Annotated in this window: 14 protein-coding genes and 1 pseudogene; 9 read left to right on the top strand and 6 right to left on the bottom strand. The window is 69.2% G+C overall.

What is annotated here, in order from left to right:
* The first annotated feature begins 12 nt into the window (after positions 1 to 12).
* The 5 genes and pseudogenes from ACWEQO_RS16370 to ACWEQO_RS16350 form a co-directional block, all read left to right on the top strand.
* A complete protein-coding gene (locus ACWEQO_RS16370) occupies positions 13 to 1,053 on the top strand; it encodes a hypothetical protein (RefSeq protein ID WP_452983482.1) in 1,041 nt (346 codons plus the stop codon).
* Positions 1,040 to 2,260 (top strand): hypothetical protein, encoded by a 1,221-nt coding sequence (locus ACWEQO_RS16365; RefSeq protein ID WP_452983480.1) that lies wholly within the window; start codon positions 1,040 to 1,042, stop codon positions 2,258 to 2,260. Before ACWEQO_RS16370 ends, ACWEQO_RS16365 begins: the two co-directional genes overlap by 14 nt.
* On the top strand, positions 2,257 to 3,015 hold the full coding sequence (locus ACWEQO_RS16360) for a phosphotransferase (protein WP_452983477.1): 759 nt from the start codon (positions 2,257 to 2,259) through the stop codon (positions 3,013 to 3,015). The genes ACWEQO_RS16365 and ACWEQO_RS16360 overlap by 4 nt, the downstream gene beginning before the upstream one ends.
* 21 nt (positions 3,016 to 3,036) lie before the next feature.
* Positions 3,037 to 3,753 carry an HAD family hydrolase gene (locus ACWEQO_RS16355; protein ID WP_452983474.1) on the top strand — a complete coding sequence of 239 codons (717 nt, stop codon included), beginning with the start codon at positions 3,037 to 3,039 and terminating at the stop codon, positions 3,751 to 3,753.
* 67 nt (positions 3,754 to 3,820) lie between these two features.
* A pseudogene (locus tag ACWEQO_RS16350) lies at positions 3,821 to 4,042 on the top strand (kinase); the annotation flags it as partial.
* Here ACWEQO_RS16350 and ACWEQO_RS16345 read toward each other — a convergent pair.
* A complete protein-coding gene (locus ACWEQO_RS16345; protein ID WP_452983471.1) occupies positions 4,039 to 5,211 on the bottom strand; it encodes a bifunctional class I SAM-dependent methyltransferase/NUDIX hydrolase in 1,173 nt (390 codons plus the stop codon). The pseudogene ACWEQO_RS16350 and the gene ACWEQO_RS16345 overlap by 4 nt on opposite strands.
* 70 nt (positions 5,212 to 5,281) lie before the next feature.
* Here ACWEQO_RS16345 and ACWEQO_RS16340 point away from each other — a divergent pair, with 70 nt between their 5' ends.
* Positions 5,282 to 6,157 carry an IS5 family transposase gene (locus ACWEQO_RS16340; protein ID WP_452983468.1) on the top strand — a complete coding sequence of 292 codons (876 nt, stop codon included), beginning with the start codon at positions 5,282 to 5,284 and terminating at the stop codon, positions 6,155 to 6,157.
* A 55-nt stretch (positions 6,158 to 6,212) separates the two neighbouring features.
* Here ACWEQO_RS16340 and ACWEQO_RS16335 read toward each other — a convergent pair whose 3' ends face one another.
* The gene (locus ACWEQO_RS16335) at positions 6,213 to 6,875 is read right to left on the bottom strand and encodes a TetR/AcrR family transcriptional regulator (protein ID WP_452983465.1); all 663 of its coding nucleotides are present in this window, start codon (positions 6,873 to 6,875) and stop codon (positions 6,213 to 6,215) included.
* A 91-nt stretch (positions 6,876 to 6,966) separates the two neighbouring features.
* Here ACWEQO_RS16335 and ACWEQO_RS16330 point away from each other — a divergent pair, with 91 nt between their 5' ends.
* The 3 genes from ACWEQO_RS16330 to ACWEQO_RS16320 all read left to right on the top strand — a co-directional run bounded on the left by ACWEQO_RS16330 (position 6,967) and on the right by ACWEQO_RS16320 (position 9,747).
* A complete protein-coding gene (locus tag ACWEQO_RS16330; protein ID WP_452983462.1) occupies positions 6,967 to 7,821 on the top strand; it encodes a nuclear transport factor 2 family protein in 855 nt (284 codons plus the stop codon).
* 141 nt (positions 7,822 to 7,962) lie between these two features.
* A complete protein-coding gene (locus ACWEQO_RS16325; RefSeq protein ID WP_452983459.1) occupies positions 7,963 to 9,006 on the top strand; it encodes an LLM class flavin-dependent oxidoreductase in 1,044 nt (347 codons plus the stop codon).
* A gap of 24 nt (positions 9,007 to 9,030) precedes the next feature.
* A complete protein-coding gene (locus ACWEQO_RS16320; protein WP_452983770.1) occupies positions 9,031 to 9,747 on the top strand; it encodes an NADPH-dependent F420 reductase in 717 nt (238 codons plus the stop codon).
* Positions 9,748 to 9,842: 95 nt separating this feature from the next.
* On the opposite strand, the gene ACWEQO_RS16315 is transcribed toward ACWEQO_RS16320, so the two are convergent.
* The 4 genes from ACWEQO_RS16315 to ACWEQO_RS16300 form a co-directional block, all read right to left on the bottom strand.
* The gene (locus ACWEQO_RS16315) at positions 9,843 to 10,745 is read right to left on the bottom strand and encodes an NUDIX domain-containing protein (RefSeq protein WP_452983456.1); all 903 of its coding nucleotides are present in this window, start codon (positions 10,743 to 10,745) and stop codon (positions 9,843 to 9,845) included.
* A gap of 129 nt (positions 10,746 to 10,874) precedes the next feature.
* Positions 10,875 to 12,065, bottom strand: a complete 1,191-nt coding sequence (locus tag ACWEQO_RS16310) for a M15 family metallopeptidase (protein WP_452983453.1) — start codon at positions 12,063 to 12,065, stop codon at positions 10,875 to 10,877.
* 62 nt (positions 12,066 to 12,127) lie between these two features.
* On the bottom strand, positions 12,128 to 13,600 hold the full coding sequence (locus tag ACWEQO_RS16305) for an NUDIX domain-containing protein (RefSeq protein WP_452983450.1): 1,473 nt from the start codon (positions 13,598 to 13,600) through the stop codon (positions 12,128 to 12,130).
* A gap of 57 nt (positions 13,601 to 13,657) precedes the next feature.
* Positions 13,658 to 14,746: an NUDIX hydrolase gene (locus tag ACWEQO_RS16300; protein WP_452983447.1), complete on the bottom strand. Its 1,089-nt coding sequence runs from the start codon at positions 14,744 to 14,746 to the stop codon at positions 13,658 to 13,660.
* Positions 14,747 to 14,778: the final 32 nt, after the last annotated feature.

Genomic DNA, 14,778 nt, shown 5'->3' with positions numbered 1-14,778 from the left:
AGGGACTCACTCGTGCTTCTCGTCGCGGCCACCACCGATTCACCGACCGACCCCGGCGTCGCCTACGCCCATCTCAGCGTCCCCGTGTCCGGCCCCGCTCTCGTCCTTGACGGGCCGACCCTGCGCCGTCAGCGGTGGCACGGGCCCAACGGCGGGCGGCCGAAGGAGGCCGTCCCCGGGGTGGTCCGCGTCCCCTTATGGGCCTGCCATGTCGACGAATTCACCGGTGAGGCCGTCTTCTTCGTCACCGTGGGATGGCGTCCAGACGCCGTCGTCCTGGCAGCCTTCCACCGCACCACCGTGTCCGCCGACGCGCCCGGAGACCTCACGGCGTGGGCCTGCCGGATCGCAGATGAGCGTGCTGCGGTGAACTTCCCGCTGCCCCGCCCCGGGCAACGCTCCGGACAGGGCCCGGAGGCCGAGGAGAAGATCACCCTCACCGTCCCGGCCAATCCCGCCGCGGTCGCCCGTCTGCTGCGCGATCACCTGCCCGCTACCGGTGTGCCGGTCTGCGGCCCCGACATCCACCGGCGGGTCCTGCGCTCGGACATCTATCTGCCGCCCGGTACAGGAAGGCGCGAGTACGCCGCCCTCACACCCCGTTCCGATGGAACCTGGTGGGCCAAGGCCAAAGTCCTCAAGGGCGGCCGGCTCCACAAAATCATCCGCCCCGCCGCCACCCGTGACGAGGCCCTGGCCCAGGTCGCGGAAGTCCTCGGTCACCCACGCCTCCTTCATGCCGGCCTGCTCCAGCGCGCCACCTGGGACCTGCCCTCGCCGGCCGACACGGACGGCCACTGGTCCACCGTCACCGTCGACACCACCACCCTCGCTCCGCACCCCGGCACCCTGCAGCAGGTCGAGATCGAGTACGGGGCCTGCTTCACCGCGACCCCCGTCACCGCGACCGCCTCCCAGATACGGCAGTCCGTGGCCCAGACCGCCGACACCGTCGCCGCCGTCCTGACGGCTCACCACATCCCGCACGCCCGCAACGGCCAGAGCAAGATCGAACACTTCCTCGCAGCCGGAGATGCCGATGTTCGCCGCTGATCAGGTCATACCCATGCTCCACGCCTTCCTCGACGGCGACACCCATGCGGCCTCCCTCGACGCGTGGTGCACCGAGAAGATCACCGTCCAGCTCAGCGGTCTCACGATCGAGGTGCTCGCATCTACCAGCACCGCAACGACCTACGTACAGCGCCTGTTCACGCCGCCCAGCAACCTGTGGAACGTCGTACGCCCCGACGCCGCAGTCACCGGCGTCACCGCGACGATGCGCTGTCTCGCCCTGCCCCGTGCTCACGTCTCGGCCCTGGCCGAGCGTGTCCGTTCACGGGGTACCGGAGCACCACGCCCTGCGCTGATGCACGTCGGTGCCCCGGCAACATGGCACCAGATGCCCGGCGGCCCGGTACTCCTGACCGATCCCGATGCCGGGATCGCGCCGCAGCTCATCGTCCGCCACCCCGGCAGCTTCACCGTCATCACCTGCGACGACACCGACGCCACGATGAACGCCGCCCGGCATCTGCGGGAGATCGGCTACCGGCGGGCCGAGGACGACGGCTGGGTGTGCCTGCACGCCTCGGCCGCCACTATGGACGGCCGCGGCATCCTGGTCGTCGGCGACTCTGGCGCCGGCAAGTCCACACTCGCGCTCGCGCTGGCCGCGACCGCGAAGGGCGCCTTCCTTTCCAACGACCGGACCATGATTGCCGCTTGCTCAGGCGTGGCTCCGCAGGCTGTCGCCATGCCCGGCCCGATCCGGCTCAACGGCGGCACCCTGCAAGCACTCGGATACGCGAGCGCCGAGCAGTGGGACCTCACGCGCCCCCAGTCCACGATGAACTCCGACTGGCAGAATTTCCGCGGCTCCAACAAACTGCACATCCTCCCCTCCGAATGGCATGAGCGCACCGGCACTCCATTGGCCACGACCTCAACCGTGGATCTCGTCGTCTTTCCGGAGGTCATCCAGGGCTCCCAGGAGCTACATCTGCAGGCGATGCGCCCAGAGTCGGCCCGGGAGCTGCTGGGCGCTCAGTGCATGTCGCCGGGCGACAACATCTACGTCAGCGACTGGCTCGGCATCCGGACGAGCAGCCCCGACGACCTTGCGCGCAAGGGAGCCCGCGTTGTCGACGCCCTCGCCGGTCGGCCGGCTGTCAGCCTGCGCTTTGGCACCCGTGCCCCGTACGCCGCCGTCGCCGAGACCGTGCGCGCGGCCTTCAGCAGCCCCGCTTCAAGCCGATGAGCGCCACGGTGATTCCCCCGAGCAACCGGCTTCTCCGCCTGCCCGGCGCCGTGGCCAAGGTCTACCGCGAACCCTGGCGCGCGTACACCGAGAAGGCAGCTCTGCAGAGGCTTTCCGAGGCCGGCATACGAGCCCCGTCCGTACTTGCGGGCGGTTCCGTCCGGGGCCGCCGACTGCTGATCCTGCGACGTCTGCACGGCACGGCGCCGGGCCGTGGTGAGGAGGCGCTGCGGCGGGTCATCCCCTACCTGCATCGTGTCCACCAGATCACCGGTCCCGGCTTCGGTCGTCTCTTCGACCCGGGGGCCGCAAGCTGGGGAGACTACCTGCGCGAGCGGCTCGTCTCGTATCAGGCCGCGCTCGCCCGCCACGGATTCCACGAAGCCGCCGCCACGGCCGAGGCACTGGCGAGTGCGCTCCCGCCCGAGCCGGACGCGCCTCGTCTCCTGCACAACGATCCGGAACCCGGGAACTTCCTGTTCGGGCCAGCCGGTGCGGCGGGCCTCGACTGGGAGCTGGCGATCTATGGGGATCCGAGCCTCGACTACGCGCGGGCCGCTCATGCCTTCGCCGTCCATCCGGTCCAGCTGAGCCGACTCCTTACCGACCACGGCATTCCGCACTCGGAGGAGACCTTGGCCGCCTACCGCTCCGTTCACCTGCTTGGACGGCTCATGTCAGCGGTCACCGCCACCCCGCCCGACCCCGTGGCCGCCCAGCGCCACGCACGAGACCTGATCACAAAAGCCACCTGACGTCGCGACAGCGAGGCCCCTATGCAGGCACGTCACCCTCACATCGGCTCCCTGGCCGACCAGCACTCGTCCACCTCACCACACGAACGCGACCCGCTCGGCGCCGCTTCACCACCCGACTCCAGCTGCCCGGCGCCCGGCACCTGCGACCACGGGAATCCTCCGGACCCGGACCGCTACGACGCGGTGCTCTTCGACTGGGACGGAACGCTCGTCAACAGTCATCCCCTCAACTTCCGCGGCCTCTCCCGCGCCTGCGCCAGCTGGGGTCTCACCATGGACGAATCGTTCTACACGTCCAGGATCGGGACCTCCGGTGCAGAGCTGATCAGCGAACTGGCCGCCGCCGCAGGAACCCACGTGCCGATCGACGAGGTTGTCGCCCAGTGTCTCGACCTGATCCTCGACGAGATCGTCGAACTGCAGACCTACCAACCGGTAGTACAACTTGCCGAGACCCTGCACGGCAGCCTGCCCCTGGCAATCGCCTCGGGCGGTGCACGCCGAGCCGTCCACGCCGACCTCGACGCCACCGGCCTACGCCCTCTGTTCACCGACGTCATCACCGGTGAAGACGCCCCTCGGGGCAAACCGGACCCCGGACTGTTCCTCCTCACGGCCGCCCGCCTCGCCGTTGCACCCGCCCGCTGCCTGGTCTACGAAGACTCGACCGAGGGCGTACAGGCAGCCAAGGACGCAGGCATGGACGTCGTGGACGTTCGGTGTTTCCGAACATAATCCGGCCGAGCCCAGTGGCGTCGCCGGCATTTGCAGATATCGCTGCTCGCGTAGCGTGACGCGGGTGATGGTGGGCACCGAAGAGACGCGGCTGGTGATCGTACGAGGCAATAGCGGCTCGGGAAGATCGAGCGTCGCGGCCGGCATGCGTGAGAGGTTCGAGCGCGGACTGGCCTTGGTCAGCCAGGACAACATCCGCTGTGTGGTTCTGTGCGAGCACGACCGGCCCGGGGCGGCAAATATCGGCCTGATCGACGTCGTCGCCCTGTTGTGCCAATGCGCCGCCTACTTGGCTGGGGCGAAGGCAGTGAAGTGCGCCGGCGGGTGGTCGATGGCCAGGTCTGGCCGCCAGGCGGTGAGGACTTGGGCGCTGCACACGAACAGGCCTTCGGGGAGCTGATCGAGCGGGTACCACGCCCAGTCGCCGACGCTCTCGTCCGGCTGCGTGGTCGGCTGCCCTTGCCAGTCGTGGACGAGCGCGCCGACGGTGATCCGCAGGAGGCCTTCGACGTGATCGACGAGCGTGCCCAGGAGTCTCACGTCCTCGGCGTGAACGGCCAGACCGGTCTCCTCGGCGAGTTCGCGGATCACCGCGTCTCCGAAGGATTCCCCGGCTTCCACGCTTCCGCCGGGCAGTTCGAGGGTTCCGCGGCGGTGCCGCCCAAGCAGGATGCCCTGCTTGCTCAGCAGGATTGCTCCGACGCCGACGGCCGCGTGTGCCGCTGGCGCTTGGGTGCTGCGGGGTCGGCTGGAGACGCGCGCCGGCCGGTCGGGTAGGCGCCGGGCGCGGATGAGCTGCTGGACAACCGTGGCGTTCTCGTCGGGGTGTGGCAGCAGGTCGATGGCTTCGACGCAGAAGCCGCACTCGGTGAGCAGGTCCTCCCACAGCTGCGGTGCCAGGACCCACATCAGTGTCGGCAGGGGCGGATCGTCGCTCAGCAGGATCATCTGCTCGCGCGGCGCGACTTCCGTGGACGGACCGCGGCCGTGCAAGTCGGTGTGCAGGAGCGAGAGGATCAGAGGGGCGCCCGGGCGTAGGCCGTCGCGCAGTGCCGGCAGCGAGTGGTGCGGGTCGATGAAGGCGAGCGTCCCGATCGCGTACGCGGCGTCGAACGGCTCGGCTCCGGCCAGGTACTCGGTCACGTCTGCTTGCACGAATTCAACGCCGTCAACGTCCGCGTGGGCGGAGACGGCGCGCTCGTGCTGGGTCGGGGACAGCTCGATGCCGGTGACATGGGCTCCGTGAGCGTGGGCGAGATGGACGGCGTGGTGGCCGGCTCCGGAGCCGATGTCCAGGACCCGGCGGCCGGTGACGTCACCGAGGACTTCTGCCCCCGGTCCGACTCCTTCCCAGGGCGTCCAGCCGAGCCGGTCGGGGATGAGCGGGGTGTAGGCGCGAGCCAGTTGGCGCTGGCCGTAGATCTGCCAGGCCCGGGCGTTGGTGTCCTCGGCGGGCACGGTTGCCTCCTAGGCCGTGTATCGAAAATCGGATCCGAAGTGGATCTCGGCTTGTGAATGATCACGGTTCATGGGTCGGGGAGATCTCACAGACGAGCAGTGGGCGGTGCTGGAGCCGCTGTTGCCGAAGGGTGCCAGGTCGGGGCGGCCGCCCGTCTGGCCTCGGCGGCAGCTGATCGACGGCATACGGTTCCGTGTCCGGACCGGAGTTCCGTGGCGGGACGTCCCCATCGAATACGGACCATGGAACCGGGTCTACGATCTGTTTCGCCGATGGCAACGGAACGGCACCTGGCACCAGATCCTCACCCAGCTTCAGTCTCTGGCCGACGCGAAGGGTGCGATCGTCTGGGACCTGAGCGTCGATTCCACGGTCTGCCGCGCCCACCAACATGCGGCTGGAGCTCAGAAGCAGGGCGACCTACAGAAGGAACCACCAGGGGGCATCTTCACCGAGCCTCATGATCATGGGCTGGGGCGGTCGCGCGGCGGGTTCACCACCAAGCTCCACTTGGCCGTCGAGCAAGGCCAGAAAGCCATGTCCATCCTGGTGACGGCGGGACAGCGCGGGGACTCGCCGCAGTTCGAACCTGTGCTGGAGAAGGTTCGTGTGCCCCGCATCGGGCCGGGCCGGCCACGCGTCCGCCCCGACCGCGTGCGGGCCGACAAGGCGTACGCCTCCCGCAGGAACCGTGCCTATCTGCGCCGCCGAGGGATCCGCTGCACCATCCCGGACAAGGCCGACCAGGCGCGCAACCGCCGGAAGCTCGGTTCCCGCGGCGGCCGGCCGCCGCATTTCGACCCGGTCGACCACCGCGAGCGTCATGCGGTCGAGTGCGGCATCAACCGACTCAAGAGACATCGCGCTGTCGCCACGCGATACGACAAGCTCGCTGTCCGCTACGAGGCGACCGTGCTGATCGCGGCCATCAACGAATGGCTTTGACCAGAGGTGGCGTACCCGTCCTCAACCTCATGCGGCCAGCACTTTCACAGCAGCCCTAACGCCAGCGCGGGTTGGCGCGTTCGCTGGTGAGGGCCCGAACGATCTGTGTCGCCGTGGGTGCCTCTGCCAGTGGGGTACCCGTCGTGACCTGCAAGCCGTCAATGATCATGGCTGAGGCTCGCTGCCATGCCTGGGGGGCGGCGTCACGTACGGCGTTGGCGATGCCTGCCACCGCGAGCAGGAGCAGCGCGACGTCCTGGTGCACGAAGTCCGGGCGGAGACGGCCTGCTGCCTGTGCGCGCTCGATGAGGGTCGGGAGAGCTCGTGCGGCCCTGCGCCGCTCCTCGGCGAACTCCGGAGCGGAGGGGAGGCTGGTGGTGAGGACGTCCGCGAAGCTGCGGTCGGACGCCTGCAGCTCGAAGGCGGTCTCCAGGTAGGAGCGGAAACCCTCCCACGGATCAGGATGAGCGAGGGCGGCATCCATCGCCTCGACGTATGCGCAGATCTTGTCCGCGTATACGGCGGCGATGAGATCAGCGCGGCGAGGGAAGCGCCGGAGCAGAGTGGCCGCGCTGACCTCGGCGCGCCGGGCGACCTCGTTCAGGGAGACGCCGGGGCCGATCTCGGCGAAGGCTTCGCGGGCCGCTTGCACGATGAGGTCGCGGTTGCGGCGCGCATCGGCGCGTAGCGGCTGGTTCGAAGACTCGTGGCTGGTCACAGGCCCATCCTACAACCGAAGCAGGCACTCCACTTATGTGTTACGGTCGAGCAAACGAAGTGCCCACTTCACTTCGAAAGGTGGTGGAGCCATGACTGAGAGCTACATCGAGACCGCTGACGCGGCGCCGGCGCTGGTCGAGCGCATCCGGACGTACCAGGACACCAAGACCTCGCAGAACACCGAGGCGACGATGGAGTTCTTCTCCACCGAGAAGCTGGTGTACGGGGACGCCACCCTCGGCTGGCACCTGCCGAGCCACGACGCGCTGAAGGCCGTGTTCGCCGACGCGATGCCGAAGTGGGGCAAGGGTCGTTCGTACGCCACCCGCGTCCTGGGGCACGAGCGCAGCGCGATCGTCTTCGTGACCGATACCCCTGAGCTCTTCGGCAGTGAGATCCGTGCGATCGCCGCCGTCGACTTCAAGGACGGCAAGATCGTCCGCTTCGTCGACTACTGGGACGGCCGGGCCTTCGGAGCCGACGCGGCCGCGGCGCTGCGCGTGCCCGCCGACAGCTTTCCCTCGGAGTTCGGCGAGGGGCATGTGCGGGAGTCGACAGCCCCGGCCATGCGGGCGGCGGCGTCCGGCCTCGTGCAGGCCATGGACGCCGGGGACACGGACGCCCTGTCGGCGCTCATCCATGAGGACGCCCACTTCGAGGACCTGACACTCCGGGTGAGCCTGCGCGGCCGTAAGGCGGTCGTGCGCTTCCTCGCGCAGGCGAAGGAGCTTCTGCCCTACGCATCGGGGGCCGCCATCCGTCACACCGTCGGCGGCGAGACCGGCGGCGGGTTCGAGTGGACGAACGGCCGAAGCACAGTCGCCCGCGGGATCACCGCGGTCCAGCGGCGCGATGGGCAGGTCAGCGAGCTGGTGTCGGTGTGGGACGGCACCCTGCTCGCCGACTCCGACCTCGACCGGCTCATCTCGCCGGCGCGTGCCTGAACGCACGCACCAGGCGAGCCCCGGGCGGATGACCCCAAGCCCGGGCGGCGCCGTCACCTCACCGCGGCCCACGGCAGGGCCGGTGACGGCGCCCGCGCCCGCACCACGTGACGCGGGCGCGGCTCACGATCAAGCACCGTCATGAAGAAGGAGAACGCGATGGAACTCGGCATCTACTCGTTCGGGGAGATCAACCAGCACCCGGACGGAAAGGCGACCACGGACGTGACCGTGCGTCTCGACGAGCTGGTGAAGCTCGCCCGGGCGGCGGAACAGGGAGGCCTGGACGTGATCGCCCTCGGGGAGCACCACCGGCCGGACTTCGCGCTCTCGGCTCCCGAAATGGTGCTCGCAGCGATGGCCAACGCCACCGAGACGATCCGGCTCGCCTCCGGAGTCACCGTCCTGTCCAGCCAGGACCCTGTGCGGGTCTACCAGCAGTTCGCCACGCTGGACCACCTGTCCCACGGTCGCGCCGAGATCATCGCCGGGCGAGGCGCCTTCACCGAATCCTTCCCGCTCTTCGGCTACGCCCTGAACGACTACGACGAGCTCTACGCCGAGAAGCTCGAACTGCTCCTCGAGCTGCGCGAGAAGGAGACGGTGACCTGGCAAGGCCGTCACCGACCGGCACTCGACCACGCGGGCGTCTACCCGCGGGCCGTGCAGCAGCAGCTGCCCGTGTGGGTGGCGATCGGCGGCACCCCTGCCTCCGCCATGCGCGCCGGCGTGCTCGGGCTGCCGATGATGATGGGCTTCTTCAGCGGAACGGAACACTTCGTACCCCGTGTCGAGCTCTACCGCCGGGCGGCCGAGCAGGCCGGCCACGACCCGGCCACCCTGCGCCTCGGTGCCAGCGGCCACATGTTCGTCGGCAAGACCTCCCAGGCGGCGCGCGACACGTTCTACCCGTACTACGCGAACTACATCAAGGACATGGGCCTCATGGGCGGAGGCTCCCTCCCGCGCCACGCGTTCGACGACTGGATCCAGCGCGGCCTGCCGGTCGGCAGCCCCCAGCAGGTCATCGACGAGATCCTCAAGCGCGTCGAACTGCTCGGCATCGACCGCTGGCTCGGCCAGATCGACGTGGGCAACCTCTCGTGGCCCGTCATGAACGAGTCCCTGGACCTTTTCATGACCGAAGTGCTGCCCGTCGTCAAGCGGGAGACCGCAGGGCGCTGAGCCGGTCACACCTCGACCAGCAGGATCAGTGCGCGTCGGCCCGCGCCGCCACGGGGTCCGCGCCCCCCACACACGGATTCAGGCAGGCACCGCATGAACAACACCATTGCAGTCCTCGGTGTCGGGCGCGTCGGCTCCGCCGTAGCCCGCACAGCCCTGGCAGCCGGCTATGACGTCCACGTGGCCGGCTCCGGCCCGGCGCAGGACATCGAATTGCTCGCACAGATTGTCATACCGGGAGCGCGAGCGATGACGGCAACAGATGCCGTACGCGAGGCCGACATCGTCATCCTCGCGGTCCCCCTCAGCAAGCACCACTTCGTCGACCCCGCGACACTGACCGGAAAGATCGTCGTCGACGCCATGAACTACTGGGCCCCGGTCGACGGAGTCCTCGAGGACTTCGAGACCGGCAACGTGACCAGCAGCGAGATCGTCGCCCGACACTTCTCGGCATCGCGCGTGGTGAAGACGCTGAACCACATCGGCTACCACGACCTCGAGGAGCACGCCGCACCCGCTGGAACAGAGGGACGCCGGGCGCTCGCGGTCGCAAGCGACGACGAAGCCGCCGCCTCACAGGTGCAGGCCATGATCGAGCGATTCGGGTTCGACACGATCTACTCCGGCCCCCTGCGTACCGGCCGCGCCTTCGAACCCGGCACCGCCATCTTCGACGGCGTACACCAGCGCGACGAACTCGCAGCCCACCTCGACCACAGCTGCGCACAACACGCATAGGACCTGCTGTGAAAACCCTGGTCGCGTGGGGTCGGAGGTCCCTCGGAGTGGGGGTCACCAACATCCACTTTCGATACATGGCCTAGGTGGGGGGATCAGGTGTGCGTGATCAGGTAGGCGGGGCCCTCGCCGCGCCGGGCTCGTTCGATGGCGTCGAGACGGGCGAAGGCGTGCGGCGCCATCAGCTCCTGCCAGGTCGCGAGGTCGTGGACGGCCCACATGTCGTGCTCGGCGGGATCGAGGCGGATCCGGCCGAGCTGGCCGGCGCTCAGCCGACCTCCGTCGAAGATGAGCCCCACCTTGTTCAGCGGCTGGCGCAGTCCGGCGTGCAGGAAGTGCGTCAGGAGCAGCTTCGGCGTGTCCAGACCGAGTTCGAGGCCCGTCTCCTCAACCGCCTCTCGCCGTGCGGTCTGCAGCGGGTCTTCGCCTGGGGCGTCCAGGTTGCCACCTGGGAACTGCCAGAGTCGCGAGCCGTAAACCGAGCGGAGCTGGACCGGTCGGTCGTGCTCGTCGCGGATGTACAGGCAGCCGTACACCGTGTGGTGGGGGACGGTCTGCGCGTACTGCGTGGGCGTCATCGGCAGGGGGCGGCCGGGCTGGGCAGGGCGGTGGTCGAAGGCTAGGGCGAGGACGCCGAGCGCTTCCTTGGCCGGCGGGTAGATGCTGCGGAGGTTGGTGAGCAGCTCGCCGGGCGGCCCATCCGGGTCGATGCGCGCGGCGTCCTCCGAGCTGAGCATGTCCTCGAAGGAGGGGTACGGGGTGATCCGCTTCACGATGACGTCAAGTTCCCGCCCGGTGTCCCGGTCGTGGAAGACGATCGTGTCGCCGACGGCGACGGCACGCTTCTGCGGGGTGGCCACCCTCACTTCGATCGTCTTGCGGCCTGCTTCCACTTGGCGGTAGTACCGCCCGAGCAGGTGCATATGGCGCTCTTGTGGTTCACCTCCGGTCGCCGGACTCGGGACGGCTGGGATCGTCTGCTGGGTGTCGTCAGGCATACGTGCCTCCGTTCGATGCGTTCCGTCCGTTGCGGCCTTGGGATCGCAGGCCGCCAGGGTGCGGTGGCCGCGCTCCTGTGTGTCCGGATCGGCGTGGGTGGCGAGGAAATGGACGAGGATGCCGGCGTGCTAAGGCAGTTCGACCGGTCCGTAGCGCGCGTGCGGCTCCTGCCGCATCAGCGCGTCGTACCGGTCTGCTACCGAGAAGTGCCAGAACTCGGTCCCATAGTTCGTGAATCCCGCGCCCTCCATGGCGTTGAGCAGCAGCGTGCGGTGGTGGCGCGCGCGATCGCTGAGGTTCGGGGCGTGAGTAAAGCAGGCACCGTCGCTCTCCTCGGGGGAGGCATTGACGCGTGTGCCGAGGTCGAGTTCGTGGCCGTCCTGGCCGACGAGGGTCACGTCCACAGCCGCGCCCGCGGAGTGAGGCGCGATCTCCGGCGGCGACACGTACCGGCTGGCGGCCTGGTGCAGCTGCTCAGGTGTCCAGTCAGAGTGAGCGGCGGCCAGCTCGTCACGGTAATCAGTGAAGTAGCGCTGCTGGAGGGCCAGCGGCCGGTAGCCCTCGATGAACAGCAGGTCGGTGCCGGCGGGCAGGAGCGAACGGGCGTGCTTCAACCGGGCCAGGACGCCTTCACGGACGTGGGCGAACGCCCCCAGCGGGTCTTGCTTGCGGGGGTCGACGCGGAAGTCGTGGTCGCGTACGTCGACGAGCGGCTCTCCGCACTCGCGCACGGGGATCGCCGCGACCTGCGGATCGGACATCAGCACCAGAGGAATCATCGAGTCTCCCTGTGACGGATTGCGCTGAGGCGGCGAGGCGGGGGCGGCAGCGGTCAGATCGGTGTCGCGGACGATCCGGGCGACGGTGTCCTGCAGCGTGCTGTCGGCCGGGATCACGCTCTCCAGACCGCTGGGCAGCAGATCCAGCTCGCGGTACCAGGAGGTGAGATGGGTGTCGGTGACCTGGGCCAGGTAGGCGGCATCAGCCTTTGACGCGTGCCGTACCAACGTCGCTTCCAGCGGTACGTCCAGGTAGTAGCACCTGGAGAAACCGCGGTGATCCCGTACCAGAGACGTGATCATGTGGCCGTAACGGTCGGCGTACAGGATCCCTTCGAGTACGACGTGGAAGCCGGCGTCGAGGGCTGCGCGCGCGATCGTGCCCAGCAGGGCGATGTTGGCGCCTCGCGCGGTGTCGTGTTCCCTGAGCACGTTCCGGCGGATCACGTCCTGGCCCACGATCGCGATACCGCGGCCGTAGTGATCTCGCAGGCCCTGGGCCACGCTCGACTTGCCGGACGCCGAGTTGCCGCGGATCACCACGAGGCGGGTATCTGGACGCCCGGCCGCTGTCGCAGCGGATGCGCCGGTCGATGCGCCGGTCATGCGGGCCAGCCCGTCTCGCTGTACAGCTCGCCGTTCTGGATCTTCGCGATAGCCAGTCGGGTATAGGGGACGAGGTCGTCGGGAAGGGCGGCGGGATCCCAGAACTTCCACTGGGTGCACTTGTCCGGCTCGCGCAGCACCGGCTCGCCACTCCAGGTACGGGCGCGGAAAAACAGGCCCATGCGGGGCGGGTTTCTGGGCTTACCGATGTGGTGGACGACATGGACGAGTTCCACGTCCTGGCGCTCGATGTGCAGCCCGGCTTCCTCCATCGCCTCCCTGATCAGACAGGCGATGGCGTTCTCCTGCTCGCAGTGGCCAGCCAGGACATGCCAGGTGGACGGCGCGAACGCGGAGTCGGGGTGGCGCAGCCCGAGCAGCACCGTCCCGTCGGGGCGTTCCAGGTAGAGGTGGACGCCGATGATGTTGGGGACCGTGCCGTGCGGCGAAGCCAGACGTTCCTCCTCGGGTTCCGGCCCGCTCTGCGCCGCCGGAAGGTTGGCGGCGTGGCGCCGTACGAGGTCGCTGGTCGTGTCCGCGATGCGCAGGCGGTGGAGGTCGTCGGGGGCGAACCAGGCGAGCATTACTCCTTCGGTCAGGCGGAGTTCGCGCGGGTCGCCGTTCCAGCGGCCTGCGTAGATGGCAATGGGTACGGTCGTGCCGTCGTCGTGGGAGGCGTACTCGGTGCCGAACGGGGACAGGTCGGCGAGATCGAGGCCGGTTTCCTCGGCCAGTTCGCGCCGCACGGTGTGTTCCAGAGTGGCGTCCTGGGGCTCTCGGCCGCCGCCCAGCAGGGACCACATGCCCGGCTCCCAGATCTGACCGGGGAAGTAGTCGCGGAGATGGAGCAGGTACTCGCCGCGGTCGTTGTAGATCAGGGCCGAGGCGTTGGCCGTCTCCGGTTCGACCTGGAGCGGCAGTTTAAGCAGCTTCTCGCGCAGTGCCGGGGAGGTCACCCGGTCCACGGGACGCCACTCGATGCCGCCGACCTCCTCTTCCTGCAGCACGACCGACACCTCGGTCGTATGCAGACGGAAGAGGAACCGGAGGTCGAAGTGCTGGTGTCCGGGCTCACCCTTGCCCGGATGGGCGTCGATGTCGTGGATGTCGATGTCCAGCGGCACGGTCTCGTAGCCCGGCCACGGCGTGACGGCCCGAGACGGGAGCCCGGTCTCCTCGTGCAGCTCACGCAGAGCCGCCGCTGCCAGGGAGTCGTCGGTGGGCTCGGTGTGTCCGCCGGGGGCGAGGACCTTCCCGCTGGCCAGGTGCAGCACGTGCAGGACGCGGCCGAGCTGGTCGACGACGATCGCGCCGCAGGTGACGTGCCCGGTGAAGGTCGAGCGGCTGGCGATGTCCTCGCCAGGCCGGTCGAGGGCGTCCAGGAGGACGCTGAGCTGCTCGCGCTCGTGAGGGTGACGGGCGAGGTAGGTATCGACGGTGGTGCGGATGTGGTGGTGCGACAACGGCATGGGAATTACCTCAGAGGGGCGTGGGTCGGGAAGGAGACGAGGTGGGCGGGGGCGGGGTCAGCTCAGCCGCATCCCCTCCGCAGGGATCTCCTCGATGACAGCGGGGGAAGCGGTGGGCAGACCCCACCGCTCACGTGCCGTGTCCGCAGCGAGTTGGGCCTGCCGGGCTCCGGGCGGGCCCCAGCCCAGCAGGGCGGCAGTCTGGGCGGGGGTGGCGAGCAGGCGGGCGAAGGGGTGCCCGGTGGCGGGGTCGATGGCCGCCGGCCCGATGGCGGTGACCTGGGCGGCCAGGCGGAGCCGGGCGTTGGGCCCCACGCCTCCGTAGACCTCGCCGGTCTTGTCCAGCACCCAGCCCAGTCGCACCGGGTCGGTCAGGGTGAGCTGGGCTTCCTCGGCGGCTTCGCGATGCAGGGTGTCCTCGGGCGTCGCGTCGGTGCTCTCCACGGTGCCGCCGGGCAGCATCGGCAGCGCGCCCCTCGGGCCAGAGTCGGCCACGATGACGACCCGGCCGTCGGGGATGAAGCACCACGCCCAGGCTTGCTGCACGTGCAGCCGCTCGAGCACGGGTCCGCGGTGGAGAGGGCTGTCCCACAAGGGCCGGTAGCGTACGTGGACGTCGTGCCGGTCCAGGGCCGGGACGTCAAGGATGTGCCAGCCGTCGGCGAGGTGCGCGGTGGCGGTGTTGCCGAGCCGGGCACGGTAGGCGGCGAGCATGATCTGCCCGTCCACGGGGCGCAGCCGCTGGACCGCGTCCCGGGTCTCCAGGAAGGCGTACTCGGACAGCTCCTCGTGCGGCAGGCGGATCGCCTCCACCTGGTCGGGGGTGAGGGTTCCTCCGTCGAAGACGAACCGGATCTCTCCGGGACGGTGCGTGCCGGGTTGCAGGTCGGGGTGGTGCGCTGAGAAGGAGTGGACGGCGAGCACGGCCGACAGCGGCAGGTCCAGGCCCAGTTCCTCGGTGATCTCGCGCCGGCAGGTGACGTGCGGGTGTTCACCGTGTTCGACGACACCGCCGGGCAGCACCCACGAGCCGTCCTCGCGGTAGGTGGGGCGGACCAGCAGGACCTGGCCCACCTCGTCGGTGATGATCGCGGCGGCACCGAGCCACGCGGCATGCCGGGTCGCGGCGTGCTGCTCTGCGGGCACAGCGGCACGCGCTGAGATGTGATCCGAAGAGG

The sequence above is a fragment of the Streptomyces sp. NPDC004051 genome (genome assembly GCF_053604275.1).
Note: the sequence above shows the minus strand (reverse complement) of the source record. Positions and strands in the feature narration are given on the sequence as shown.